This is a genomic window from Calothrix sp. NIES-3974 (genome assembly GCF_002368395.1).
In the GTDB taxonomy this organism is placed as follows: Bacteria; Cyanobacteriota; Cyanobacteriia; order Cyanobacteriales; family Nostocaceae; genus NIES-3974.
Genome location: NZ_AP018254.1, coordinates 37788 through 61076, shown reverse-complemented (window position 1 = coordinate 61076; position 23289 = coordinate 37788). Strand labels below are relative to the sequence as shown.

The window sequence follows — 23289 nt, the reverse complement described above, 5'->3', positions numbered from 1 at the left end:
CTCACACCCAATCAAGAAAGCCAAGCTAAATCGAAAAGTTATGACTCAACATCTCAATTCCATCCCTGCGTTTGATAATCGTCACCAATATGCGGTGATTGAACCGGAAGTTAGTGCTGTAGTTCTGGATATTTTGGCATCAGGACGTTATATTGGCGGGCCAATTTTAGCAGAGTTTGAACAAGCATTTGCTACCTACCATCATGTTTCCACGGCGATTGGCTGCAATTCTGGTACGGATGCCCTATTTTTGGCTTTGCGGGGATTGGGTATTGGAGCAGGGGATGAGGTGATTACGACCCCATTTACGTTTATTGCGACTTCAGAGGTTGTCAGTGCAGTTGGTGCGACTCCAGTGTTTGTTGATATTGATCCGATTACCTACAATTTGGATATTAACCAAGTTGCAGCCGCAATTACACCGCAAACCAAGGCAATTATTCCTGTGCATCTATTTGGACAAGCGGTGGATATGGATGCACTTATGCAACTGGCTACTACCCATAATTTAAGTATCATTGAAGACTGTGCCCAAGCAACGGGTGCAACTTGGGGAGGGAAAAAAGTTGGGAGTATTGGCCATGTGGGTTGTTTTAGCTTTTACCCAACTAAAAACCTGGGTGCTTTTGGAGATGGGGGAGCAATTACCACCAATGACCCAGAATTAGCAGCCAAAATCCGGATGATCAAAGAACATGGACAGCGTAACCGTTATTACTACGAGGAAGTTGGCATTAATAGTCGTTTGGACGCAATTCAAGCTGCAATACTCAAAGTCAAACTACCCTACCTAGATAAATGGAACCAACAACGTCGTGCGATCGCCCAGCGTTATCAAGAGTATCTCCATGCAGTTCCAGGTATTATCTTACCGCAACAACACCCCGGTGGAGAAAGCGTATGGAATCAGTACACCATTCGGGTAATCGATGGTCAACGGGATAATTTCCGCCAAAAGCTACAAGACCAAGGTGTAAATACAATGGTTTATTATCCCATGCCTTTACATCTCCAACCTGTGTACCAACACTTGGGATATCAACCCGGACAATTACCTGTATCGGAACAAATTTGTCATGAAGTGGTTTCTTTACCGATGTTTCCCGAATTGTCGATGGAGCAACAAGACCGGGTAATTTCGGCGATTAAAGGTTTTTCCAGGGAGTAGAGACGACCCGATGGATCGTCTCTACAGGAAGTAGGGAGTTATTCTAGTGTAAGATTACATTCAGACTATTACCTATCTCCCTACCTCCAAATCCAAATCTTGACGAAGACGAATCAAAATAAATTCCGTATTATCAACCTGCTTTGGGTCGCGACCGACACTATCCGCATAGTTATTGTCATTAATTACCAATAAAGTCCGTCGGTCAATGGGAAGAACGCTTTCAATGGTGACGAAGGGAAAGGTAAAAATACCGTTTTTCGTTGCTCTCCCTCCAATACCCCTGGGGTCAGCAATTCTTAATAAATCCACTAATAACTTTTTACTGACATATCCATCTCCATCCCGTTGATTCAGATTAATTTTGTAAATACGTTTAAATTGGGCTGGTTGTTTAAATCCTGGATGGTTCGGGTCTCCCTGTCGATGGTCTCGCTCAATCACCAGAAATTCCCGGTCGTTAATGGCAGTAATTTCACCGATGGCATAGTGGGGCTGCTCTAATTGATACTGAAAAACCTGACCTGTAAATTTTTGTGCTGTTAAATCAAACTCGTATATAAGTAACCTTTTCGGTTTATCTCCCACTAAAGTTTTTTCTAACATCAAGTACAATTTTGTACCCGCCGGATTAATTGCCATCCCTTCAAGTCCTCCGGAACCAGGTAAATTTGCTTGTTGTTGACGTTGTTCTCGACTCAAGTTGACAAAATCCGGATGGTCGGGGGAGCGAATTGTTGTAGCTGTACCAACCTGGGTTAAATTGGGAATGGGGATTGGTGGTTGTAAAAGCTCTCCTCTGGGGTGAAAATGGAGCAGAAAGGGACCAAATTCATCGCCAACCCAAAAGCTACTCTTCACTCGACGGAAGGATTCTGGGTCAAAATCTCCCCCAGTTAACACCCGTTGGTTGCGAATCCAGGGACTCACAGGAATTTGACTTTGGGGATAGTTGGGAGAATCGGCAATAATTCCCCAGGATATTTGCCGTTGGGAATCCCGAAACTCGATAAAACTATCGTGATTAAACCGAGGTAAACGGTCTCCGGTTTTCACATGTACTGGGTACACTTGTCCATTGCGAAAATCCGGTTCCACTGCATAAATTCGCAGATGGTAATCGGGAGAATTGGCTTTACTACCGAAACCATTATCCGACAACACAAAATATGTACCTGGACGCGGACCCGGTTCCACACTCGAAAAACCCTGTACAGGTTGAGCATGGTGAAAAGGGAGCGATCGCTGGGTTTGTTTAAATTGACCGGAGGTGCTACCAACGGCAAAGGTGTCAGCGTTTAATATAGCCCGTCCGATCAACTCTCCGGCTTTGGCTGAGACTTGAAATAATAACCAGAAAACACAAGCAAGGGTGAGTTTTGTCGGAAAACGTAGTACCATTTTGAATTTGGGATTGTGGATTTTGGATTGCTCGTGTAGACGTGCTACATACGGCTTCCCAATTTTTACCACGTTCCTACTCCCGATTCCCGATTCCCTATTCCCTTTATTTCTCAGGAAGATACGGGTTCAACCCGTGGTAAACCCATACTGTAATTGTTGACGCGGGCGTTGAGATTATAACTAATTTCCCCCGCTTGCAGAAGCGATTGCACAAAGTGTTCTAAATCGGAACCAATCCGTCGCAGGTTGTAGTCAGTTAGTTCAACACCATCGGAAGCTTCGACCAAATCATTAAACCGACTTTGAACCTGACGCAAAGCATCCTCACTCCAGTTAAATTCGTTGTCGGGGTCAATATCCAGGGTTAATACCTGATTGCTGGGAATGAGTTCTCCGTCTGCATCCAGTTCCGCAGCGAAAATATGAATGTGTCGGGTTGTTGATTTGAGCAGGGTTGGATTATCCATAGCTGAATCGGTTTTTTGTATTTAAATTGCTAGATTTGACTGAAATTTTGTCGCACTCTCGATTATTGTAGACTTTCCCAGCCTAGATAATCAGCCTTGGTTTTGCTATTTGTCAAAAATTTTCACCAGTCCCAGAACAGGGAACTTGAAGGATTGCGATCGCTGTCTCAAAACTAAATGCCCTTGTTTGTAAAAATCACAGTCATTTGCATGGGTGAGAAATGTTTTTAGTAGCGCCTTAGCCCTTTAATCTTAAAGCTTTTTCCAGACTCCAGCCACAACTACAAACCCGTCTCCCTCAGCTTTACCCACCGCTATTCTCTATATATTTCAATTTTCCACAGCTAAATTCTTCTTTTCCTCAGTATATATCTAGTTCTTAAAAGTACAATTCCTCAGTTGCTTTTACTCAGTAAATTGCCAGTTCATGGGGCGATAAAGGCACAAATAATACATTTAGTAAAACTACCCATTCATGTTCAAAACCTTGATGAGTAATGATAAGTGGCTTGTAGTTTCCTCAAAAGCCAGCGTTTTTACTTACGTAAAAATACCTTTTTTATGTAAAAACAAAAACTGTTATTGACGTTCAATTCAGCATGGTGTAAAAACACTTTAAAAAGAACCAGCTAGTTCTTACAGAATCTTTATTGAAGAAGGCTGAAGAAATTTAATAATAGTTATTGGTTTACATTGACTATTGCTGGGGTGTTAAAGTGTAGACCTCGTTATCAAAGGTTGATTACGGAAAATACAAGGGAGTGTCATCATGATATACAGCGTTTACTGAGACATATCACAGCCAAATATCGATTAAACTTTTGATTTAAGTCAAAACTAACCTTAAATCCCGCCTGCACTTCAAAGCTTAACAAAGCAGACAACCACCAGCCAAAGGAATCTACAACTATGAGTTCAAAGCCATTAGCACGCCAACTCGAAAATTCTGATGTCGGCGTATACGAGTGCGAAATCCATCTCAAATTTCGCCTAGTCGAAGAAAAGAGCCTGTTAAGCGACCCAGAACAGATTTTACAAGTGTTGTTAGAGGCCCTATGTGAAGGACAAGATGAGTTTCTCGAATACCTTCAAACCAACGTGAAGGCATACGAAATCTCTGAATTCAAAGCCTCTCCACAAATGCGCCGCCAGCTAATGCGCCTACGCAACTCAAACGAAACCTAATCCTTAATTTAGCGGTATTGGGTATCAAATATATCCAACTTTGGATATATCTTCTGAGCTTTTACCAAGACTTTACTTTATATTAAGCATTTGTTTGACCAATGTTTCGCCAGCTTAGTCTCCAATCTTTGTAATCAGTTTGCAACTACCGAATAGTCTGACTCCAGCTCAAGTGACCAAACTGCGGTTAAATTACGGAATTTTCACAAAAGCAGTCTTCTTTTTGCCTCCACGCGTGACCAGAGAAGCCACTGTCAAATTTAGCAGTAGCCTTCACCCATCACACTACGAGGAATATTGGGTGCCTACTAGAAAGTCAATTAACTTCAACTTGTCAAGTTAAGCTTCTTTAATGAAGGTAAATTTGACTCAATTTTTGTCTCAGGGTGATTCTTCACAGTTAAAGTTAAGGATTTAACTCATTCTGGATCTACGGTCTTTATAGCTATTTCTCAAGCTTCAATTTATTTATTGCCGCTTGTACCGTTTGTATAACGGGTAGATTTGCTCCCTACTCTCTCCAGGTTCTAGAGATTTTTGGATAATGGAGTTAAACCCGATTAAAACCAGGTAGAATTTTTTGCTCTTTCCAATCCTTACAACCTTTCCAACCAATTATTTCCCCTCATAGGAGGAGACTTGACCAAATTCGATCCAGATTTGGCTCAAATCACACAAAGTATCACTCTAACATCTTGAGAGTGTGGCATTGGTTTGTGTTTTCAGAATTTCTAATTTGACAAATAGCCTGATTTATAGTAAACAATCCATCCTCCACAACAAACTGTTACATACTATGAAAAAAACGCCATATCCATAGCCGACCAGTGTTAGGATGCCGTAAAAACGTTCGAGTTAAAAAACTATGGCAGAAACACTTTCTGGACAAACCCCCCTATTCGGTGGTAGCACCGGTGGCCTACTCTTAAAAGCCCAAGAAGAGGAAAAGTATGCTATCACTTGGACAAGTCCCAAGGAGCAAGTTTTTGAAATGCCCACCGGTGGTGCTGCGGTGATGCGTCAAGGTGAAAACCTATTGTACATCGCTCGCAAGGAATATGGTATTGCCTTGGGCGCTCAACTTCGGAAATTTAAAATCACTGATTATAAAATTTACCGAATTCTTCCCAGTGGCGAAACCACAATGATTCACCCAGCAGATGGCGTTTTCCCAGAAAAAGTTAATGAAGGTCGTCAGTCTGTGCGCCTTGTCGGTCGTAGTATTGGCCAAAACCCCAGTCCTGCGCAAATTAAATTTAGCGGCAAAGCAACTCACGACGTTTAATAAATCAGTATATTTTGGATTGTGGATGGGTGATTTTGGGTTCCTAGTCAGGACTTTATCCCTGATATTTGAAAGTGGAATTTCAGAGAGTTACCTTCTGTAGCAAAAACCCATAGGGTTGTTTGCCGGAAAAACATCTCCCTAGCAACTTTCCTGGGCAAAGGAATGATTCCGTAGCCTTTCTCCAGCTTTCGGAGGTACATCTTAAGATTTATCTAGCTTTGATTAATAAAATTATCGGCAGACTTAAAATCGTACCTCACCGAAGCGGGAACCGCGATGAAACCCAAAATTCAACATCTCAAATTCCAATTGATACTAAGTAAAATCCAGCTTGTATCTCCCCAGGGGTGCTAAATGCGGAGAAAGAATTGGGATAAAATGCTTCAGGGAAAAGGTAAAATTCTATTCCATTACTGGAAACCTTGAATCTAGTTCAATTCTCTCGGCATTTAGCACCCAAAACTTGGCGTTTAATTATGGTATCCCCCGACTTTTCCCAATTCGCAGCATTAGCAAAAAATGGTAATTTTATCCCCGTCTATCAAGAATGGGTAGCCGATTTAGACACTCCTGTTTCTGCTTGGTATAAGGTTTGCAGCGAAGATAAGTATAGTTTTTTGCTGGAATCTGTGGAAGGTGGTGAAACTATTGGCAGATATAGTTTTGTTGGTAGTAATCCCCTGTGGAAATTAGAAGCACGGGGTGCGGAAACAGTACAGACCCATCGGGATGGTTCCCAGGTCAAGTTTACGGGGGACCCATTTGTCGCCTTAGCTGAGTGTTTACAACCCTACCATCCTGTAAAATTGCCAGAATTACCCCCAGGAATTGGTGGTTTATTTGGGTTTTGGGGATATGAATTAATCAACTGGATTGAACCCCGTGTCAAAATTCATGGTCAGGATGAGCGCAATCTTCCCGATGGGTTGTGGATGCAGGTTGACCATTTGTTAATATTTGACCAGGTGAAGCGGCGAATTTGGGCTGTTGCTTATGCCGATTTGCGTGACCCAAATGTAGATTTACAACAAGCCTATACTCAAGCTTGTCAGCAGGTAGTAGGAATGGTGGAGAAATTATCCGCACCCGTCGCACCAGAAAAAGCAGTTCTTGCATGGACTCCACCGGGACGCAGACCTGTAATAGGTGGGGAAACGATGGGATATACCAGTAATTTTACCTGTGAGCAGTTTTGCGAATGTGTGGAAAAGGCCAAGGAATACATTAAAGCAGGGGATATTTTCCAAGTTGTAATTTCCCAACGCTTAAGTACGGAGTACAAAGGAGACCCCTTTGCTTTGTATCGTTCCTTGCGTCAGATTAATCCCTCTCCCTACATGGCCTATTTTAATTTTGATGATTGGCAAATTATTGGTTCCAGTCCGGAGGTGATGGTTAAAGCCGATAAGGATGGGGAAGGGAATACAATTGCGACAGTGCGTCCAATTGCGGGAACCCGTCGTCGGGGGAAGACTCCTGGGGAAGATAATGCTTTAGCAGAGGATTTGTTGCATGACCCGAAGGAAGTCGCGGAACATGTGATGTTAGTGGATTTAGGACGAAATGATTTGGGACGGGTGTGTGAAAGTGGTACTGTGCATGTCGATGAGTTGATGGTGATTGAGCGTTATTCCCACGTTATGCATATCGTTAGTAATGTGGTGGGTAAATTAGCTCCGGGTAAAACCGCGTGGGATTTATTAAAAGCTTGTTTTCCTGCTGGAACCGTCAGTGGTGCGCCAAAAATCCGTGCGATGGAGATAATTAATGAACTAGAACCTACCCGCAGAGGAGTGTATTCGGGGGTGTATGGGTATTATGATTTTGAAGGACAATTAAACACCGCGATCGCAATCCGTACAATGGTGGTTCGCAATGGTATCGTTTCCGTCCAAGCTGGTGCTGGTTTAGTTGCGGATTCGGTACCAGAGAAGGAATACGAAGAAACTTTAAATAAAGCACGGGGATTATTGGAAGCTATTCGCTGTCTACAGTAAATTAGGGAGTAGGGAGTAGGGAATAAAGGAAAGAAACTTATTATTATTTGAGAACAAAGTCAATAATTGGCTGATACCTGGTTTACTAAATTTTATTCTCAATATACCAGGAGGTTTTTAAAAACTTCTATTTTCTCCCGACTGCTTCAGCGACCATGAACAAACCAAAGGGTTCATTTGAAAATTCCCCCCTCAAACAGATTACTAACGTCTTTAGTAACGTGGCTTCCCAAATCACGGGATTTTTTCCTGTCAAGCAAGTTTCCCGAACTCTGACAAAATGGTTCAGTGTCAGTGATGAGCAAATCGCCGAAATTTTGGCACAGGTACGCCAACAATTACCGACTACAGAAGCATTACTCATTGGCAAACCCCAAGCTGGAAAAAGCTCCATTGTCAGAGGTCTGACGGGGGTTTCCGCCGAAATTATCGGTGAGGGTTTTCGTCCCCATACTCAACATACCACCCGCTATGCCTATCCTTCTGAGGATTTACCTTTGTTAATATTTACGGACACAGTAGGTTTGGGGGATGTGGAACGGGATACCCAACTAATTATTCAGGAATTGAGTGGAGATTTAGCTCTGGAAAGTCGGGGGGCACGGGTATTAATATTAACGGTAAAGATAAATGATTTTGCCCATGATTCCCTGCGTCTAGTAACTCAAACCCTGCGGCAAAAATATCCGGATATTCCCTGCTTATTGGTAGTAACTTGCACCCATGAAGTTTATCCTCCCACGGTTGACAACCATCCTCCCTATCCACCGGATTTGGAAGTAGTAAATAGAGCCTTTGCAGCGATTAAAGAGGGATTTACAGGTTTGTACGACCGAGCAGTTTTGATTGACTTTACCCTCGAAGAAGACGGTTATCAACCTGTGTTTTACGGAATTGAAGCCCTCCGCGATACCCTAGCAGAATTATTACCAGAAGCAGAAGCACGTACCATCTACCAGCTACTGGATCGGGGAATAGGTGATAGGATAGGCAATTTATACCGAGATGTGAGTAGACGCTATATGCTGGCTTTTGCAATTATGGCTGCAACTCTAGCTGCCGTCCCCTTACCCTTTGCGACCATGCCCGTATTAACCACATTGCAAGTATCAATGGTGACGGTTCTCGGCCAACTCTATGGACAAACTCTGACACCATCTCAAGCAGGGGGAATTGTCAGTGCGATCGCGGGAGGATTTTTAGCCCAGATGGTAGGACGGGAATTGATTAAATTTATACCAGGATTTGGTAGTGTAATAGCGGCATCTTGGGCTGCTGCCTACACTTGGTCATTGGGTGAAGGTGCTTGTGTATACTTTGGTGATTTGATGGGTGGGAAAAAACCTGATCCAGCAAAAATTCAAGCGGTGATGCAAACTGCATTTAGTGAAGCTAAGGAAAGATTTAAGTAAATGATTAGAATGTAGGGTCATGTTCCCCATCCCAGCATTTACCTCCTTCCCAGGTTCTACTCGTATGTTCACAATCAGCACGATTTTGCAACCAAGGAATGGACGTGCGGTGAAATTCTGGTTTTTCGTACTCGTATAGGGAGTTCCCCCCAAAAGGGAATTCAGCAAGGGAATCAATCACAGATGAACATAAAATTGTACTGGAACTAACAAATACACCAAATGCACTAACACCAAGCAGAACATTGCATATACTAAACTGTTTTTTACCCGGTTTGGTTGCGACTGCGACTTTTGTTGCAACTTTAGAGTTATTACGATAATCTGTTTTCATCTGAAACGCTCCTGATTTTGACGGTAATTTCTCACTCACAAACTGATAATTTTCATTGTGGATTTCTATTGTGGATTTCTGATGTTGTCGTGAGCGTTTACAGATTAGTTTGTCTTAAGCTTGAATTTGTATATTTTGTCTGATTTAGGTGAATTTATAACCCTAACTAACCTGAGTTTGGGTTAAGCAGAGATAAAACCCAATCCATTTGAAGGCTAGGCTTCTGAGGTTGGTGACAATAGGCAATTAATCCGCACAGCACATTAACGCAGAAATTTACAGGGCTTCGATGTCTGAAATCTAGCCTGCGGCAACGCTTCGCGTACGATCTGAGAAATATTCTTGAGTTAATCGTTAATTGTCTCAACGATGGAACGCTTACGTGACAACAGTTTGTCATGAAGCCGCATCAACTTATTTTTCATATTGCGGCGCGGTTTGGCGAAAAATTCGATTCCGAATTCTTTAAAATGCTTTTCAGCAAGCTCTTTCGATATATAACCCCTATCTGCAAATATAACCCCTATCTGCAAAGATTTTGCCAAACAAATCTTTGAGTAAATTAGGAATGGGTTTTCGGTCATCAATATTATCAGGGGTAAGAATCACATTTGCGGGAAATATCTCTACAGAGACAGTTAAAAATTACATTGCACAGCAACAAGGTTAACTGGTAGGCTAAAGCTTATGAAATAGCTTTCATCCCTTGGCTAAAGCCACAGGGTTTTCAGCATATCTCTTATAAATCGGATTGCTATTTTATCGATACAAACCTAATCATCCCGATCAAGGGGTGGAAGGGGGTCAGTATCATGGGAAGAATTAGCCGAGGATTCAAGACTGATTTTGTTTAACAGTGATAGAACCCGACTTCCTCGTTCAATGGACTTATCTTCAATAAAAACCACTTCCGGAGTCCTCCGTAAACGAACCCTAGCACCTAACTCACTCCGAACATAACCTGTAGCTGATTTGAGTCCAGCCATTGTTTGTGCTTTTGCCTCATCATTACCATAGATCGAGACGTAGATTTTCGCGTGTTGCAAATCGCCGGAAACATCTACATCTGTAACACTGACCATTCCCATCCCTACACGGTCATCTTTGATATCATGAAGTAGCATTTGACTGACTTCCCGGCGAATTAATTCCGCAACACGGGAAACGCGACGATTTGTAGCCATAGAAAATAATCTCGCTCGAGGTTCTCAATACCAACCGACAGTTTGCTTATCTTGACACCGGGTCGCAAGCAAGGATTTACACTGTTCCCAATCCTAACATTGCTCGCAGGGTCAAGCTGACGAAAACCAAGCTACTAATAAGCAAACCAATTAAGGCAACCAGGGTAATTGGTCGTTTCACTAGGGGTGCAAGGGGAGCGAATAAACTCAATAGCACACCCAAAGCTGTTGTCACTAGGTAGCGTGGATAGCGAAAAACGTTCTCCCAAAATCCATCAAACATTTAAACTTGAATAACCCTGTTTTTACAGTACTCTGTTTAATTTTAATTCTTCTAGGTTAATTGTAGTCGATTGCATTTGGTTTATTTTTTCCAATCCCCAGTATAACGAAAATCAGTCGATCTGTGACGCGTCTACACTTTCAAGTCAACCCCTTATGGGAAAAACCCATAACCAAACAAGAAAATAGCTGATTCCCAGTCCCCCTACAGTTGTGTCTAAACCCTATCTTTGCCAACGGATACCGATTCAAAAAATGTTTGTAACGCATTATTCAGAACAAGAGATGTAGCATTGCTACGTCTCTACAAATTTAATCTTTCGCCTTCTTTTTTCAAATTGCTATGATTTGCGATCGCCCCAAATATCCCCTATTCCCATCTAAAAACAGCAAATACACTTCTTTTCCCCTCGATAATTGTGTAATATACGACAGCGTTTATTCATCTCCTTCTTTAAGATTTTGTTGTTTATAGTACATATCAACTAAAACAAGATAAAATAATCCTAGGTAGTACAGATAGCCCACCCCACCCTCCTGAAGGTAGAAACGTGTCGTCATCCTTGTTAACATCCACATCCCATCTCCATCCTAAACCATTTTTAAAATGGGCGGGAGGAAAAACCCAATTGCTACCATCTATTAGTCGTTATTTACCCAATGGTTTGCAGGATGGTTCCATCACCAAGTATGTGGAGCCGTTTCTCGGAGGGGGTGCAGTATTTTTTTATATCACCACAAATTACCCACACGTACAGGAGTATTATTTATATGATATTAATCCGGAGCTAATTATTGCCTATCAAACAATAAAAATGAGTGTTGATAGTTTGATTGGCGAATTGCTCAAGCTAGAGGATAGGTATCGTGTTTTAAGTTTGCAGGAAAAAATCAATTTATTTTATCAAATTAGAAGTGATTTCAATCAGGGAAAAAAGTCAGTCAATTACCATGATTTTTCCGAAAAATGGGTGCAGAGAACTGCCCAAATGATTTTTTTAAATCGGACTTGTTATAATGGCTTGTTTCGGGTTAATTCCCAGGGATATTTTAATGTGCCGATTGGTCGATATAAAAATCCCACCATTTGCAATCAGCAAAATCTCTTAGCTGTCTCTCAGGTTCTGCAGAAAACGACGATTATTCTGGCTGGAGATTTTGAATTAATTAAAGATGTTGCAGATAATCCATCTACGTTCGTTTATTTCGATCCACCCTATCGACCCATTAGTCAAACAGCTAATTTTACCGCCTATTCCGAGAGTGTGTTTGATGATGAGCAACAAATGCGGTTATTTAGATTATTTAGATATTTGGATGAGCAGGGTGCAAAGCTGATGTTAAGCAATTCTGACCCGAAAAATCAAGACGAAAATGATGATTTCTTTGATAATATCTATGCAAATTATTATATTCAAAGAATCCCCGCCATTAGGTCAATTAATAGTAATTCTCTCAGACGGGGAAAAATTAATGAAATTTTAATTATGAATTATCATGAATCCGTGGTTTGATATTTATTTTGTTTTTTTTACCTGTAATTGAGAAAATGTAACATACAGCAATCCGATTTAAGTCGTGAAAAATAGCGTGCCGTTGACTGTTAAGCGTCAACTGTCAACCGTTAACAACCCTACATGTAAGATTTCACAAAGAATTTAGGACTGCTATATGTAAATTGATATTGCGTATAAATTCCAGCACCCATGACTAGATATATAATTTTGCTGTAGCAAAAAATCCTAATTTGAGATTTATTTGTCAGTGCGTAAGTACTAGGTAATTTTCTGTTTTAAGTTTGTGTTCCAACCTTGCTCAATCAACTTAATTCTTGCAGATGAAATTTCATCCAGCCTTTAAATCATTATTGAATTGTGAGAATGAAGGGGAAGTTTTTGGCTATTTTCAGAAAACTTTGACGGATTCGATTTTGACCTGGGATTACTTTGTGAATTGGCAGAAAATTTTAGACCATCATGAAGAGGTCAAGGGGAGTTTAGAGACTTTAAATCAATTATTGGGGAAGGAAAATATCGAACAGGAATTTAGAAACCTGTTAGTTATTCATCCAGAAGTAGCGGGGGTAATTCCGATTTTAATTGCCTGTAGAAATACAGATTTCCATATTTTGACCAATTATTTAAATGGCAATTTATATTATCAAAATTATAGTTTTCCCCATCATACTTTGCCCCTATTTAGCCCAGCAGAAATAGATCAGATAGTTGAATTCGCCCAAGCTACAGGTATTCTAGATTTATTTGCCCAATCTAAAATTCGGAGTGTAGCGGATTATGTATTAGGGATTGAAGTGGGGTTAGATAGTAATGGACGCAAGAATCGCAGTGGGACGACAATGGAAGCGATCGCAGAAACTAAGATTGCCCAAATGTGTCAGGAGTATGGTTTTGCCTACCTGAAACAAGCAACGAGGGAAAAAATTAGGGAGCGGTGGGGTATTCCGGTTCAAGTCGATAAATCTAGTCGCAAGTTTGATTTTGCGATTAATCATCAAGAGCAATTGTATTTAATCGAAGTCAATTTTTATGGAGGTGGGGGTTCCAAATTAAAAGCGACTGCGGGGGAATACAAATATCTATTTGATTTTTTATCAGCCCAAAAACACACACTAATTTGGATTACGGATGGTCGGGGTTGGAAGGAGTCCTTAAATCCCTTGGAAGAGACTTTTAATTATATAGACTATACCTTGAATTTGCATATGATTCATCAAGGTATATTGGCAGAACTAATCAACCAGGAAATTGAAAACCCCGATTATAGTTGGGATAGAAATATGTTAGCAGCAGGTTAGGGGGTGGAAATGCTCCACCTCACCCCTACCGGAAAAATATCCTGAAAATATATTTTTTGCTGCTGATTTAACTTACCTGTAGGTTAAGTTCCGGATTTGGTTGAGCATTGACAATTTCCGGTGCGATCGCAAAATCTTCGGCAATTAATCTCGCGGTCATTTTCGCTGACATCATCACACTCGGTGTTCCCGCACCCGGTTGGGTTCCCGCACCCACCAGATAAAGATTACGAATGTCTTCGCTGCGGTTATGGGGACGGAAAAACGCCGACTGCACCAAAATTGGTTCCGGACCAAAGGCATTACCCACATAGGAATTTAGGGTATGTTCAAAGTAATCAGGGGTAATAAAACTTTTATGTACCAACCGTTCCTTAAGTCCCGGAAGATAGCCCCGCTGATCGAGAAAAGTTAAAACAGTATCAACCAAAGGTTCTCCCAATTTTTGCCAATCCAACCCCGAACCGTTGTGGGGTACCGGGAGCAGGGTATAAGCTGCATGGTGTCCCGGTGGTGCTAGGGATGGATCGGTGAGGGTCGGAACATGCAAATACTGGGAAAAATCGCTAGCCAAAATTTTGCGGTCAAAAATATCCTTTAATAATTCCTCGTAACGTGGACCGAGAATAATCGTATGGTGACGTAACTTTTCATCCTCCCGTCCATCAGCCCTAAACCCGAAATAAATCACAAATAATGACATCGACTGCTTAGTCAACTTGATGCGGGTGTCACTATTCCAAAACCGATATTTTTTATCGATTAACTGACCGTAGGTATGTGCCCAATCGCCATTAGAGACAACCACATCAGCCGATAATTCCTCCCCGTCAGCAAGGGTGATACCCGTTGCAATCTTTTTGCCACCTTGCTTAACCACATTGATTCGACTGACCTCGGCATTGTAGCGAATTTGCCCACCCAGTTCGGTAAACTTTTTCACAAAACCCTTGACTAAAGCTCCCGTACCACCCATCGCAAAATGGATACCCCAGGTTTTTTCCACAAAGTGAATCATGGCGTAGATCGCAGGAACCGAAAGGGGATTCCCACCCACCAACAAGGTTTCAAAACTAAATACTTGACGGAGTTTATCACTTTGGAAATACTTACTGCTAAACCGAAACAGGTTCCGTACTGCATCCAAACGCAATAAATCGGGAGCAACCTTCAACATGGAACCGACGGAACCAAAATGGGTATAACCTAGTTCCAAAAAGCCCCGGTCAAAAATTGCCTTTGCATCTCGATGGAAACGTTCGTATCCTTCTAAATCCCCAGGTTCACCCAAACGCTGAATTTGTTCGCGGGTATGAACCGGGTCCCCATCATAATCAAAGAAAGAACCATCATCAAAATAAATACGATAGAAGGGGAGAATCGGGATAATCTGTACATAACGACTGGTATTGGAACCACCAGACACACCCGTTTTTATCCGCTTACTTTCATCAACGATTTCTGGGGGAAAATCGGGACTTCCCAGGTCAGCACAATCCCGTTGCAGAGAAAATAATTCTTCAATAAAGTGGGGGACAGTAATCACAGTTGGTCCCATATCAAAGGTAAAACCATCAACTTGGCGGACATAGGCACGTCCTCCGGGACTATCGAGTTTCTCCACAATCGTCGTCTCGAACCCCAGACTTTGCAGGCGAATCCCCATAGATAGCCCGCCAATACCGGCCCCGATGACAATAGCCTGCTTGCGGCTCATACCTGGCTCCTGTAGTTTAACGTAACAAACTTTAACATCTAACTAATATCTCACTATTTTGCTCGTGGAAACAAGGGCTAGCCAGCTTTGATGGGGGAAAATCGGGTTAACGGTTAACAGTTGATAGTTGACTGGTAAGGATTGTCAATGAGACGTAGCATTGCTACGTCTTTACAAAATTCATCTGTCGCATTCTTTTTTATCTCGTCCCTATGCTCCGCGTGGGGATGCATTCCACGAGGCTTTGCCTCAAATCAGGAAACAGAGCTTCCCCATATGGATCAACAGCCGCAGTATTGGAACAAGTTTGTGGTCACGGTTTGTGCATGAATTTGCGACCCCAAAAAAGGCACAAGGTACACAGCCTAGTACAGGTTGGCGGAAATAAACCGAGTATTAAGTTAGTCACAACTTTTATCTAGTGACTATGCTCTGCGTGGTCACTCAGTCAGCGAGGGCTACTGCCTTCATTCATTCACGAGGTAGGAGCTTCGTAGATTCCGCATCTATGCGGAGCATGGGTACGAGGAAAAAGGTAGGCGTATTTACGCCGCGTGGTACTAGGCTCTGCCTCTACATTCTTCAACCTAACCTACCCAATAATCAGGCTTTTAAGTCTAATATCGTTTACGCTAATGCTTGCTACATATCAAGGGCTGTAACCGTTGATTATTCTAGTTTCACATTTATTGCAAAGTACAAGAGAATCGATATAACTGAACTGTATTGGTTGATAGTTGACATCTTCTGCGGTAAATAGTTCAACCTGATAAGTAGCCTTACCAGGTTGGAAAAAATCGGAAAAATATTCACTTAATTTATATATTTGCTGGTTGGTTAATTGGGTACTGCAATCAGGATTGAATCCACTCCCTCTCTATCTCCAGAAAGATGGGAAATCTATCTGGAGATAGTAGGGATATTAATGATTGCGAGCATAGAATTGTTACTAGGATGGATTAACGGAAAATAAATATACCAAATAGGTTAGGATGAAAATATCCATACTTGATCAAGAACTAACCCGTTTGCATTTCCGTATTACCATTACGAATAGACCAAGCCATTTCCAGTAGCTGCGTCCAGCGTTTTTGTAACTGCTTAGGAGTACATTTAACGGTTTTGGCAATAATTTGATCGCTGTGTTGTTCGGCTTTCAAATTGAGAATTTGCCGTTGTTGCTCGTTAAGCTGATTGACGAACCGTTCCCATTGGTGGGAGGATAAACCAAGTTTTTGGTCTAAACCTGCACCTAACCATTGATGAACCAATTGCCATTCATGGGTACGGGCGAACTTTTCCACATGATATTTAAACCGTTGCTGTAAGTAATCCCGTTGACGACTGGTTAAGCCGAGGATTTGATCGATTTCTGGTGCGGATAGGTCTTGCATTTTTAAAGTCAGATAATCAATGCAATCTTGCTGTCCTTGCACTTCCAGATATTTAATCAATTCCGAGATAACGCGATCGCGTTCTGAATCTTCGGCGATATCGTGGTGATTTTGGGAAACCATCTGCGATCGCAACTGCTGTACCGTGGAACTGCGTTGGTAAGCTTCCCCATCTTCGGTTTTGGCTGACTCAACTGCGGCTTCAAAATCCACGGTTGTTTCCTGGGGTTGGCGACGACTAAAACCTTGCGCTCGCAAGATAATTAACTGCTGATTGCAACCGCCTGGTAAATTAATCCGCCGTTTGGCATACTGTTCTGTAAATGCCATGTATTCGGCTAATTGTAACCGGGTGCGGGGGGTATAATCTTCCGCTAACTCGTTTTCGCGACGAAAAGCTTTAATAGCTTCAATATAAAATGCTTGAAGAAAATCTTCAATTAAACTATAACGCCCATCAAACCCTAATTGGGTTCCTGGTACGGAAATATGGCGATAAACTATAGAACCTAAACTACTATGTAATTCTACGCGACCTCGCTGGGAACCCAATTGATAGTAGCGTAGACATTTTTGCATCCGGTGACGAGCAAGTGTTAATTGCCACGAATTAGCTTGACCTGAAGTTTGAATCCGCGCACTTTTATCGCAAATTCTGGTGACTTCTTTGGCGATGCGTTCGGCGATCGCTTTCACACCCGCAGGTGAGGCATTGACTTGAGATTTAATTTCGTGATAAATCAAATCTACTAATTCATCTGTATGAGAATCTGTGTTTTGCGCGTCTACGTAACGGTAAACACTAGATTCAGTCGCAGTCGGGGTGTGGTTAACGGTGGTTAAGGTAGGGGAAGTAACTGGTAGATTGGCTAAGTTGGCTTTCATGATGTTTAGTTCCTGGGAGATCGCACCTTCACAACGAGTGAGGGAACTGAGAGATAGACGTACCTTTTATTCTGTTTGAGCCTGTTATTTGCTGTTCAATACGGAATTGATAGCTGGGTCTATTTCAACATTTACACCTAGTAGATTTGCGGTGTCTATTTTTTGTTTCCCTCATGTTTATAACTTTAAGGAACTCCTCAAAATTACTGTTATCTCGATGTGTCGGTTTCTGCGATCGCAACTCGATCCCGACTGTCACACACCCCATCATACACTCCTCGAAAGACCTCAAACGTTGACGGTAAAATCATTTTGTCAATATTCAACTATCTTGAACTAGGCGATTTGGACTATGCCAATTCGCCAACTGGATCTGCGGCCTTTTTTACACTGAATTGAGAAAATTATTCTCCCCCAGGGCAAATCATAACCACATTTGTGCTTTTTCCCAACCCAGACCACGACGGATGACTTGTGCAGGTTCATCTGTCAAATCTAAAATCGTGGAAACCTCGGTTCGGGGTTCCTCTCCAGTATCAATAATCAAATCCACAATCCCGTCAAAACCATCAAAAAGCTCGATTCGTGTACAATTAGACATATACTCATCATCGATATCTTCGTACTCATCCTCATCCCACAAATTCGGTGATAATTTTGCCGAAGTCGAGATAATCGGATTTTGCAGCGCTGCCAACAGCGTTGCACAAAATTGATGGTTTGGGACTCGAATTCCTGTAGTTTTCCGTTTCGGAGCTTGCACCAACCGAGGAACCAATTTAGTTGCTGGTAATAAAAACGTGTAGGGACCTGGAACCAATCGCTTCATCACTTTATAGGCATAATCTTTGACAAATGCATAGGTTGCCACATTAGAAAGTGATGGACACAAAAATGTCAACGGTTTTTCATTCGCCAAACGTTTAATTTTTCGTACCCGTTCAACTGCGGACTTGGAATTTAAATCGCAGCCAATCGCATACACCGTATCGGTCGGGTAAAGCATAACAGCACCATTTTGTAGTGCTTGTTTTACTTCTTCTATTCTCCGGTTTTGAGGATTATCAGGATGAACTGAAATTATTTTTGCCATAATTTGAGGAAAACATGATTTCAAAACGCTTGTAATCAAAGTGTGATTATGATGTAGCCTTTTATTTGAGGCACTTTCATGGGAATACGTAATATACCCCCATCTCCTGTATCCTGTATCCTGTATCCTGTATTCTCCTCCATAACCATGTCTAAACTCATCTACCTCCAATGTCCTACGGGAATTTCTGGAGATATGTGCCTGGGTGCATTAGTTAACTTGGGTGTTCCGGTGGATTACTTAAGAGAAAATCTGTATCGTCTCGGAATTGATGGTGAATTTCGTTTGCAGGTGGAAGTAGTGCAGCGTAATGGTCAAGCCGCGACGAAAGTAAATGTGGATGTTAGGGAGTTAAATCATACACACCATCATGAACATTACCACCATCACCACGGAGGGACACGGCATTTACCGGAAATCGCTACCATGATTCGGAATGCCAAACTTCCACCCCAAGCTGAAGCTTGGAGTTTAGCAGTTTTTCACCAATTAGCTGTAGCAGAGGGTGCAGTACATGGAATCGCACCGGAAAAAGTCCATTTCCATGAAGTAGGAGCGGTAGATGCAATTGTGGATATAGTCGGAACCTGTTTGGGTTTAGATTGGTTGGGGATCGATACCACTCCCCAAGGTTTACCGATGATTTATTGTTCTGCTTTCCCGACGGGGGGAGGGATAGTACGCGCAGCCCACGGATTGATGCCCGTACCAGTACCAGCAGTGTTAAAATTGTGGGAAATGCGGGGCTGTCAGGTATACAGTAACGGTATTGACCGGGAATTAGTTACACCCACCGGAGCCGCGATCGCTACTACCCTAGCACAGGAATTTGGTTCACCTCCCCCCATGCGCATCAAACAGATTGGTTTAGGTGCGGGAAGTTTGAATCTACCGCTTCCGAATATTTTGCGGATGTGGTTAGGTGTGACTGATGCAAAAGAATTGGGAACAACAACTTTGAACCACACAACCCATCATACCCATGACCATCACCATATTCATGGGGAGCAAAAACATCACAATTTCCCCAATCATCACACCCATGACCATCATCACCACCATCATAGTCATGGGGATCAAGAACATGACCATTCCCCCAAACCATCTCCAGAGGAGGAAACCATTGCTGTCCTCGAAACCCAAATTGATGACCTCAACCCCCAAGCCATTGGTTATTTGTTTGATCGACTTTTCGCAGCAGGAGCACTAGATGTATTTACCCAAGCCATTGGGATGAAAAAATCCCGTCCAGGTTTTCTGTTAACTGTGATTTGCCGACCCTCAGATATCTCTTTATGTGAGGATATTTTATTCCAGGAAACCACCACTATCGGTATTCGTCACTCCTTCCAACAACGAACTCGATTACATCGGGAAATTCAGCAAGTACCCACCGAATACGGTTTAATTAGTGTCAAAGTCGCTTGGCAAAATCACCAAAAAACATCCAAAATACCAACTATTACCAATATCCAACCCGAATACGAGGATTGCGCAAAAATAGCCCGCGATCACAATTTACCTTGGCGAGAAGTTCACCGAATCGCCCTCCAATCTTGGTACAATCATAATACCCATGCTTAAAAAAATCGGACGCTGTTTAATTTTTGGGGGAACCCTATTCTTTGTGGCTAAAGCCTTAAAGGATAATTGGAGTGAAGTCGCTAGCGTCAGAATCGATGCTGCGGGTTGGGGTATTTTGGCGATCGCGACGGGTGTGACTTTAATGGCCCATATTTGGGCTGGATGGATTTGGACTTGGATTTTGCATAGTCTCAATCAATCCGTTCATAGCCCTGAGTTTGTCATCGTTTATCTGAAAACCAATATTGCTAAATATCTACCGGGTAATGTTTGGCACCACTACGGACGCATTGTGGCGGCTAAAAATGCCGAAATACCCGTCAGTATCGCCACCTTAAGCGTTATCCTGGAACCCCTATTAATGGCCGCAGCAGCCTTAATTACGGTGGTGCTACTGGGTAGACCATTGGCACTCATGGGAGCAAACCTCCTATTTCTGCTACTACAGTGTGTCGCATTAGCAGGGATTTTAATCGGTATCCACCCTTTTTTCCTGAATCGTGTCGTCAATTTGGCCCAAAAAATCAAAGGTAGCAAAGCAGAAACAAATCCCCAGAATACCTATCGAATCCAGCGATACCCCCTCCGTCCCCTAATAGGTGAATTTGGATTTTTACTCCTGCGTGGTAGCGGTTTTATCTTGACCATTTTTGCGATCGCTCCCTTGCCAATCCGCCAAATTCCTGTACTAATAGCAACTTTCAGTTTATCCTGGTTACTGGGCTTTATTGTGCCTGGCGCACCCGGAGGTATCGGTGTATTTGAAGCTACAGCAATCCTGTTATTAAGACACCGCTTTTCCCCTGCCCTCATCATCGCTGCTGTTGGTTTATACAGGCTCATAAGTATTATTGCGGAAAGCATGGGCGCAGGACTAGCTTCCCTAGATGAACGTTTGTCCCAAGACGAAACCAACCAAACTTAACCAGAAGTCGATTCCATATCCTTACGTAGCTGGGAAAATACGCGATAGCCATCCAAATTCATTTCATTTTCAAAGGGTGGAGATGGCTGGATTTCTCCCTGCATCCGAATCAAATTATATTCAACATTGTCAGCGTAAATGGCAAAGGTAATATTAAAAATTTCCAGAAAATTAATTACCCACTGACATTCATGTTCCGGAAATTGGTTGTAATAGCGAATTAAATTAGCAATTCGCAAATTTAGATGACTACGACTATGACGACTAATTAAAACAAGTTTCAATAACACAATCACCAAGGTCAGGGAATTCCCTTGAGATAACAACATGATAAATAACTGGGATGGTTCCCGACTATTTTCTGTTGTGAGACAATCAATTACACGGTTGCAAACCCTCAATATTAAATCTTTGTCTATCTTTCTATTATCATATTCCGGCTTCCAAGTAGCTAATTTTTCTGTTAGTTGCTGTTTTAAAGCAGATACAGTTTCTGGGTGCTGAACAGAAAAAACCAAATATTTCTCTAGGCTAATTTTGAAGGATTTTAGGGTCTGATGCTGAGTTTGTTGTAAAAATATATTAGCAATATTTTCGTAACTGAAAATACCTTTCTTGACCACTATTGCTTTAATTAATCTTAAAACGTTATCCCCCAGAACTGTTGGATTACGATAGCGATTAATAGTTGATGAGCTAGACTGGGAGCGAGCAATATACATTGCCAGTTCAAATTTGAACTTATCTTTGAGATTTTTGGCTAATTTCCGAGCTGCTTCCTGTTGTTCCCGGGGATTATTCTGATTCACAGATTGCTCAAACAGCAAGTAAGATGTATAACGTCCAATCCATGCATTCTGATGATGCTCATCATGACGCTGGGAAAATAATAGTAATTCTTGATAGTCCTGACTTTGAATAAAGTTTTTTAACCAAATATAAAAGATTTTTTTCTGTTTGCTTGATACATTAGTTAAATCGGTAATTGGAAAATTTTGAAATAAAGCAATTAAATCCTGAATGTAGGATTGGTGTTTTCTCACACCTTCCCAGTTATTAATTAATATATAACAACATCTTTTTAAAGTATGGTGATACTCCCGTTCATCCTTTTCTGATAAAACGGAATATAAATCCGGTACATATTGTGAACCATGACCTGTTAATGCACCCAAAAATATCCGCTCAAATTCTTGCAAAACCTTATCTGGTTCTCGAGTTTTGACGCAACTGAGGAGAAAATCATAAATTTTTTCCTGTACAGTCTGCAACTCCAGATGTCTACGAATTGAGTTATAAGTGTGCGGATGACCATGAGCGTGTAGCAATTGATTCCGGCTCATTTTCGCTCTTACCAATCCATTCCCTTGTGCTTTGTTTTATCAGCTTAACTCTGGGATGGAATAGCATCAATAAAGTTATGGCAAAATCAGTATTTTTTTACACAAATTTGATAAATCTGACTCTGCACAACTTTAATTGTTAAGGATTGATTTCGGTATTTACTGAATATCGGTTACGTAAGTTGTAATCTTCCAGAAACCTATCGAATCATAAATTCCAGTGGATACAACAATCCAGTTTGAAAAACACAGGACTTACCCAAAGAAGATTTGTCCGCAGCGACCGAAACACAGTTTCGGGAAGCAATCGCAGTATTTTTGCACAAGACGCACGTAGAGCGGCGTTTTCAAAAGACAACACCTGCGGTGTACACTGCGAGAGCAACAAGCTTGCTACGTGAAAAGTTACTTCGCGATCGCATCCTGTGGGAAACAAACTACGTAATAAGGCAGTGGCGTTTCTTTTGCGTCAGCCCTAAAACATTAATACAGAGATACAGATGGGGGTGAAGGGACTTGAACCCTTACGACCGTTTAAGGTCAACGGATTTTCATTCTCCTGTAGCTTTCACTACTACCGTACAGTTAATTACTGAAAATTAACTGGGTTTTGAGAATTGGACTCTCTCTTTACCCTCGTCTTGACGTTAGGGTAGCTCCCGTCGAGTCTCTGCACCTTTCCCAGTCAGGCAATAACCCGAAAGTACATATCTCAAGAATTTTTATTGAAATAGTTTACTTTCTAGTTTATTTACAGTTTCTGGGACTTGGCTCAGGATTGCCATATTTCTAAACTTACTGACGTTTAAAAA

Annotated in this window: 18 protein-coding genes and 1 pseudogene; 9 read left to right on the top strand and 10 right to left on the bottom strand. The window is 41.8% G+C overall.

Going from position 1 to position 23289, the window contains the following annotated elements:
* The first annotated feature begins 40 nt into the window (after positions 1-40).
* The gene (locus CDC37_RS00230) at positions 41-1168 is read left to right on the top strand and encodes a DegT/DnrJ/EryC1/StrS family aminotransferase (protein ID WP_096619875.1); all 1128 of its coding nucleotides are present in this window, start codon (positions 41-43) and stop codon (positions 1166-1168) included.
* A gap of 72 nt (positions 1169-1240) precedes the next feature.
* Here CDC37_RS00230 and CDC37_RS00225 read toward each other — a convergent pair whose 3' ends face one another.
* Entirely contained in the window at positions 1241-2569 is a 1329-nt protein-coding gene (locus CDC37_RS00225) for an esterase-like activity of phytase family protein (RefSeq protein WP_096619873.1), read from the bottom strand.
* A gap of 113 nt (positions 2570-2682) precedes the next feature.
* Positions 2683-3039: an NAD(P)H-quinone oxidoreductase subunit M gene (locus CDC37_RS00220; protein WP_096619871.1), complete on the bottom strand. Its 357-nt coding sequence runs from the start codon at positions 3037-3039 to the stop codon at positions 2683-2685.
* A 909-nt stretch (positions 3040-3948) separates the two neighbouring features.
* Here CDC37_RS00220 and CDC37_RS00215 point away from each other — a divergent pair.
* The 4 genes from CDC37_RS00215 to CDC37_RS00200 all read left to right on the top strand — a co-directional run bounded on the left by CDC37_RS00215 (position 3949) and on the right by CDC37_RS00200 (position 8921).
* Positions 3949-4224 (top strand): Npun_R1517 family heterocyst differentiation transcriptional regulator, encoded by a 276-nt coding sequence (locus CDC37_RS00215; protein WP_096619869.1) that lies wholly within the window; start codon positions 3949-3951, stop codon positions 4222-4224.
* Between the two features lie 865 nt (positions 4225-5089).
* A complete protein-coding gene (locus tag CDC37_RS00210) occupies positions 5090-5509 on the top strand; it encodes a photosystem I reaction center subunit II PsaD (protein ID WP_096619867.1) in 420 nt (139 codons plus the stop codon).
* A 479-nt stretch (positions 5510-5988) separates the two neighbouring features.
* Positions 5989-7509, top strand: coding sequence for an anthranilate synthase component I (gene trpE / locus CDC37_RS00205; protein ID WP_096619865.1), 1521 nt, complete (start codon positions 5989-5991; stop codon positions 7507-7509).
* Between the two features lie 155 nt (positions 7510-7664).
* Positions 7665-8921, top strand: coding sequence for a YcjF family protein (locus tag CDC37_RS00200; RefSeq protein ID WP_096619863.1), 1257 nt, complete (start codon positions 7665-7667; stop codon positions 8919-8921).
* 4 nt (positions 8922-8925) lie between these two features.
* On the opposite strand, the gene CDC37_RS00195 is transcribed toward CDC37_RS00200, so the two are convergent.
* The 4 genes and pseudogenes from CDC37_RS00195 to CDC37_RS00180 all read right to left on the bottom strand — a co-directional run bounded on the left by CDC37_RS00195 (position 8926) and on the right by CDC37_RS00180 (position 10722).
* On the bottom strand, positions 8926-9255 hold the full coding sequence (locus CDC37_RS00195) for a hypothetical protein (RefSeq protein WP_096619861.1): 330 nt from the start codon (positions 9253-9255) through the stop codon (positions 8926-8928).
* Between the two features lie 166 nt (positions 9256-9421).
* Positions 9422-9867, bottom strand: a pseudogene (locus CDC37_RS25685) (transposase); the annotation flags it as partial.
* Positions 9868-10028: 161 nt separating this feature from the next.
* Positions 10029-10439: a 30S ribosome-binding factor RbfA gene (gene rbfA, locus CDC37_RS00185; protein WP_096619859.1), complete on the bottom strand. Its 411-nt coding sequence runs from the start codon at positions 10437-10439 to the stop codon at positions 10029-10031.
* 76 nt (positions 10440-10515) lie between these two features.
* The gene (locus tag CDC37_RS00180; protein WP_096619857.1) at positions 10516-10722 is read right to left on the bottom strand and encodes a DUF751 family protein; all 207 of its coding nucleotides are present in this window, start codon (positions 10720-10722) and stop codon (positions 10516-10518) included.
* A 550-nt stretch (positions 10723-11272) separates the two neighbouring features.
* On the opposite strand from CDC37_RS00180, the gene CDC37_RS00175 reads away from it, so the two are divergent.
* Both CDC37_RS00175 and CDC37_RS00170 read left to right on the top strand, forming a co-directional pair.
* Positions 11273-12235, top strand: coding sequence for a DNA adenine methylase (locus CDC37_RS00175; protein ID WP_231943166.1), 963 nt, complete (start codon positions 11273-11275; stop codon positions 12233-12235).
* Positions 12236-12558: 323 nt separating this feature from the next.
* Positions 12559-13536 carry a type II restriction endonuclease gene (locus CDC37_RS00170; RefSeq protein ID WP_096619853.1) on the top strand — a complete coding sequence of 326 codons (978 nt, stop codon included), beginning with the start codon at positions 12559-12561 and terminating at the stop codon, positions 13534-13536.
* A 67-nt stretch (positions 13537-13603) separates the two neighbouring features.
* Here the strand turns inward: CDC37_RS00170 and crtI are convergent, their stop codons facing one another.
* The 3 genes from crtI to CDC37_RS00155 all read right to left on the bottom strand — a co-directional run bounded on the left by crtI (position 13604) and on the right by CDC37_RS00155 (position 18625).
* Positions 13604-15253: a phytoene desaturase family protein gene (gene crtI, locus CDC37_RS00165; protein ID WP_096619851.1), complete on the bottom strand. Its 1650-nt coding sequence runs from the start codon at positions 15251-15253 to the stop codon at positions 13604-13606.
* Positions 15254-16272: 1019 nt separating this feature from the next.
* Complete coding sequence (locus tag CDC37_RS00160) at positions 16273-17532, bottom strand: HetZ-related protein (protein ID WP_096619849.1); 1260 nt, start codon at positions 17530-17532, stop codon at positions 16273-16275.
* Positions 17533-17956: 424 nt separating this feature from the next.
* Positions 17957-18625 (bottom strand): L-threonylcarbamoyladenylate synthase, encoded by a 669-nt coding sequence (locus CDC37_RS00155; protein ID WP_096619847.1) that lies wholly within the window; start codon positions 18623-18625, stop codon positions 17957-17959.
* A gap of 147 nt (positions 18626-18772) precedes the next feature.
* Here CDC37_RS00155 and larC point away from each other — a divergent pair, with 147 nt between their 5' ends.
* Together larC and CDC37_RS00145 are read left to right on the top strand one after the other, a co-directional pair.
* Positions 18773-20209, top strand: a complete 1437-nt coding sequence (gene larC / locus CDC37_RS00150; protein ID WP_096619845.1) for a nickel pincer cofactor biosynthesis protein LarC — start codon at positions 18773-18775, stop codon at positions 20207-20209.
* Entirely contained in the window at positions 20202-21134 is a 933-nt protein-coding gene (locus CDC37_RS00145) for a lysylphosphatidylglycerol synthase transmembrane domain-containing protein (RefSeq protein WP_096619843.1), read from the top strand. The genes larC and CDC37_RS00145 overlap by 8 nt, the downstream gene beginning before the upstream one ends.
* Here CDC37_RS00145 and CDC37_RS00140 read toward each other — a convergent pair.
* Positions 21131-22477, bottom strand: a complete 1347-nt coding sequence (locus CDC37_RS00140; RefSeq protein WP_096619841.1) for a hypothetical protein — start codon at positions 22475-22477, stop codon at positions 21131-21133. The two genes, CDC37_RS00145 and CDC37_RS00140, sit on opposite strands and share 4 nt — an antisense overlap.
* Positions 22478-23289: the final 812 nt, after the last annotated feature.

Coding starts and splice junctions, on each gene's coding strand:
- CDC37_RS00200 (WP_096619863.1), top strand. CDS start 7,665: ATGAACAAACCAAAGGGTTCATTTGAAAATTCCCCCCTCAAACAGATT.
- CDC37_RS00180 (WP_096619857.1), bottom strand. CDS start 10,722: ATGTTTGATGGATTTTGGGAGAACGTTTTTCGCTATCCACGCTACCTA.
- CDC37_RS00230 (WP_096619875.1), top strand. CDS start 41: ATGACTCAACATCTCAATTCCATCCCTGCGTTTGATAATCGTCACCAA.
- CDC37_RS00145 (WP_096619843.1), top strand. CDS start 20,202: ATGCTTAAAAAAATCGGACGCTGTTTAATTTTTGGGGGAACCCTATTC.
- larC (WP_096619845.1), top strand. CDS start 18,773: ATGTCTAAACTCATCTACCTCCAATGTCCTACGGGAATTTCTGGAGAT.
- trpE (WP_096619865.1), top strand. CDS start 5,989: ATGGTATCCCCCGACTTTTCCCAATTCGCAGCATTAGCAAAAAATGGT.
- CDC37_RS00140 (WP_096619841.1), bottom strand. CDS start 22,477: ATGAGCCGGAATCAATTGCTACACGCTCATGGTCATCCGCACACTTAT.
- CDC37_RS00195 (WP_096619861.1), bottom strand. CDS start 9,255: ATGAAAACAGATTATCGTAATAACTCTAAAGTTGCAACAAAAGTCGCA.
- rbfA (WP_096619859.1), bottom strand. CDS start 10,439: ATGGCTACAAATCGTCGCGTTTCCCGTGTTGCGGAATTAATTCGCCGG.
- CDC37_RS00210 (WP_096619867.1), top strand. CDS start 5,090: ATGGCAGAAACACTTTCTGGACAAACCCCCCTATTCGGTGGTAGCACC.
- CDC37_RS00170 (WP_096619853.1), top strand. CDS start 12,559: ATGAAATTTCATCCAGCCTTTAAATCATTATTGAATTGTGAGAATGAA.
- CDC37_RS00155 (WP_096619847.1), bottom strand. CDS start 18,625: ATGGCAAAAATAATTTCAGTTCATCCTGATAATCCTCAAAACCGGAGA.
- crtI (WP_096619851.1), bottom strand. CDS start 15,253: ATGAGCCGCAAGCAGGCTATTGTCATCGGGGCCGGTATTGGCGGGCTA.
- CDC37_RS00160 (WP_096619849.1), bottom strand. CDS start 17,532: ATGAAAGCCAACTTAGCCAATCTACCAGTTACTTCCCCTACCTTAACC.
- CDC37_RS00220 (WP_096619871.1), bottom strand. CDS start 3,039: ATGGATAATCCAACCCTGCTCAAATCAACAACCCGACACATTCATATT.
- CDC37_RS00225 (WP_096619873.1), bottom strand. CDS start 2,569: ATGGTACTACGTTTTCCGACAAAACTCACCCTTGCTTGTGTTTTCTGG.
- CDC37_RS00215 (WP_096619869.1), top strand. CDS start 3,949: ATGAGTTCAAAGCCATTAGCACGCCAACTCGAAAATTCTGATGTCGGC.